We start from the raw sequence: 3,023 nt of genomic DNA on the forward strand, positions 1-3,023 counted from the left end.
CTTTTTTCTTACTACTTTCTTTGACGTGTTTTCTGTTTAGTTTTCAATGTCCTTGACCCGTTTTCGGCACCTCTCTGGCGCCTCTCTCGTCGAGTGCTCACTTATAATATCATTTCTCCTCTCCCTTGTAAAGTCTTTTCTTCGTTTTTTTTATATTTTTTTCTGCACAAATAGACATAAAATAAAAAAAGGTTGATTTCATCAACAAAAATGAAACATAGCCTTTTTAATATTTTATTTATAATGTAAAGCAGCTGAAATAGCACTAATGAATGTTGCTCTGATATTGCCTTTTTCCAATGCCTCAACACCTCTAATTGTTGATCCACCTGGTGAACAGACATTATCCTTTAATATACCAGGATGTATCTTTGTCTCTAACTGCATTGCACCTGATCCAAGTACAGTTTGAGCAGCCAATTTATAGGCCATACTTCTTGGCATTCCTTCTTTCACAGCACCATCTGCCATCGCTTCAATAACCATATATATGAAAGCAGGTCCACAACCACTAACTGTACCAGCAACTCCCATGAGATGACTAGGAACAATCTCTACTTCTCCAATAGAGGCAAACATATTTAGTGTGAAAGCAAATTCTTCTTTAGTTAATGAATGTGTTTCTTCTAACAACGACATTCCTTTTAATACAAGAGCTGGTGTATTAGGCATAACAAAAATATGCCTTGTAGATCCATCAAGTATTTCATTATACTTAGCATAATCATATCCTAACACAATTGAAATTATTGCTTTTTCTTTTAATAGGTCTTTCAATGGTTCTAAAACTTTCTCAACGACTTGCGGCTTAACACCTATAAAAACCATTTCACTTTGTTGTACAACATCTTCTTCACTATTCGCAATTGAGAAACCTAACTCTTTGACTTTATCTAATTGTCCATCCATAATATCAAAAGCAATCATATCACTTGCTTTTAAAAATCCAGACTTCTCAATGCCGCAGGCAATTGCTCCTGCCATATTCCCCATTCCAATAAATCCTATTTTTTTCATATATCCTCCTTATACAAGAAAAGCTAACATCAAGTTAGCTTATAATTTTCTATTTCTTAAAAATGCTGGAACATCATCGTCATCATCATCTTGAGTTTCAAAAACTGTAGGTCTTACAGTTGATTCATAAGGTGATGTTTGTCTAGGCATACTTTGTGTTTGAGTAGGCATTGGGGTAGGTTCTTCATCATCTTCAAAACCAGTTGCAATCACAGTAACAATAACTTGATCATCTAAATTTTCATTAATAGCAACTCCCAATACTGTATTGACATCATTTCCAACTGCCTCTCTAATTGTTGCAAGAGCAGTATTCGCATCATATAAAGTAATATTTGTTCCACCTGTCACATTAACAATAGCATCTTTTGCCCCTGCAATAGATACATCTAATAATGGTGAAGAAATAGCACGCATTGCTGCTTCTTCAGCTTTATTTTCACCATCACTCATTCCAATACCAATTAACGCAGAACCTCTATCTTTCATAACTGATGAAACATCAGCAAAATCAAGATTAATAAAGGCAGGAATAGCAATCAAGTCAGTAATTGTTTGAACCCCTTGTCTTAAAACATTATCAGCTTCTCTAAAAGCTTCACCCATAGGCTTTCTTCCAATTGCATCTAATAAACGATCATTAGAAACAACAATAATAGAATCAACATTTTCTCTAAGTTCAGCCAATCCACCTTTTGCTTGTCTTAAAACCTTTGGACCTTCAAAAGTAAACGGTGAAGTCACAACTCCTACTGTTAATGCTCCTAATTCTCTACAAATTTTCGCAACAACTGGTGCAGCACCAGTTCCAGTTCCTCCACCCATACCAGCAGCGACAAAAACCATATTAGCTCCTGATAGAGCTTCTTTAATTTCCTGTTCAGTTTCTAAGGCAGCTTTGCGTCCGACTTCTGGATTTCCTCCCGCTCCTAGACCATGAGTTAATTCTCTTCCTAAAATAATTTTATTTTCAATATCTATTCCTTTTAAAATTTGAGCATCAGTATTTGCAACATAAAAGTCAACACCCCTTACTCCATCTTTAGCCATTCTAGCGACAGCATTACAACCACCACCACCAACTCCAATGACCTTAATCTTTGCAACTTGTACAAAATCTAAATTACTATCCATATTTCCATCCTCACTTTTATATTAATCTTCTTCACTAAAGAAATTCTCAATAACCTTCGAAAATCTACTTTTATTCTTTTTATCACTATGAATCGGTTTGGATTTCGTCAATCCCTTAAATCTGATACTCATCGTACTTGAAATATCAGGTAAAATTAATGAAGGATCCATTTTTCCTAATATTCTTGAACGATCATTTAAATAATACATCATTCCTAAACAAGAGACAAAAGACATATCTCTTGCTCCGATTGTATCAGGTCGATAAGTTCTCACTGCACTCTCTAAAACAACGCTAGAAACTTTTTCAATATCAGGAAGTTCTCCACCACCACCCACAATGACTGTTTCATAACTTCTACCATCATTAATAATATCAATTTTCGTTTTGATGACTTCCATAATATCTTTAACACCTTCACTTAATACTTCAGCTAAATCTCTCTGTGTGTAGTGTGTCTCTTTGTCCTGATTTCTTGTTGTATGTATAATATCTTCATCACCAATATGGTAATCACATGTTCCATATTTGACTTTATAAACCTCTGCTCTATCCATCGGAATTTGCCAAGAGGTAGCAATTTTCTTTGTTAAATCATATCCTCCAACACCAGCTTGCGCGATATATTTCAAATAACCACCCTCAAAGAATGCAACTGTTGATGTCTTATAACCAATATCAATTAATATTGCTCCTTCTTGAAGATATACAGCATCGAAAGCTTCTTTGGCACATGCATAGGCATTAATTGTAATATCCAAAACCTCAACACCTGCTTTTTCGACTGCACTTATATAACTATAAAGAAGTTTTTTCTTTGTTGTAATGACTAATGATTCCGCTTTTAATGATGCTGATTTTTGCCCAATTG

3 protein-coding genes are annotated in these 3,023 nt (G+C 34.8%); all 3 read right to left on the bottom strand.

Annotated features, from left to right (window positions below; translation table 11 throughout):
* Positions 1-234: 234 nt before the first annotated feature.
* Positions 235-1,017: a pyrroline-5-carboxylate reductase gene (proC, locus tag AC5M21_RS15940; protein ID WP_302280801.1), complete on the bottom strand. Its 783-nt coding sequence runs from the start codon at positions 1,015-1,017 to the stop codon at positions 235-237.
* A 39-nt stretch (positions 1,018-1,056) separates the two neighbouring features.
* Positions 1,057-2,151, bottom strand: a complete 1,095-nt coding sequence (gene ftsZ, locus AC5M21_RS15945) for a cell division protein FtsZ (protein ID WP_302280800.1) — start codon at positions 2,149-2,151, stop codon at positions 1,057-1,059.
* 21 nt (positions 2,152-2,172) lie between these two features.
* The coding region (locus tag AC5M21_RS15950; protein ID WP_493531531.1) for a cell division FtsA domain-containing protein at positions 2,173-3,023 on the bottom strand (851 nt) is incomplete at its 5' end.

Source organism: Coprobacillus sp. (assembly GCF_984815275.1).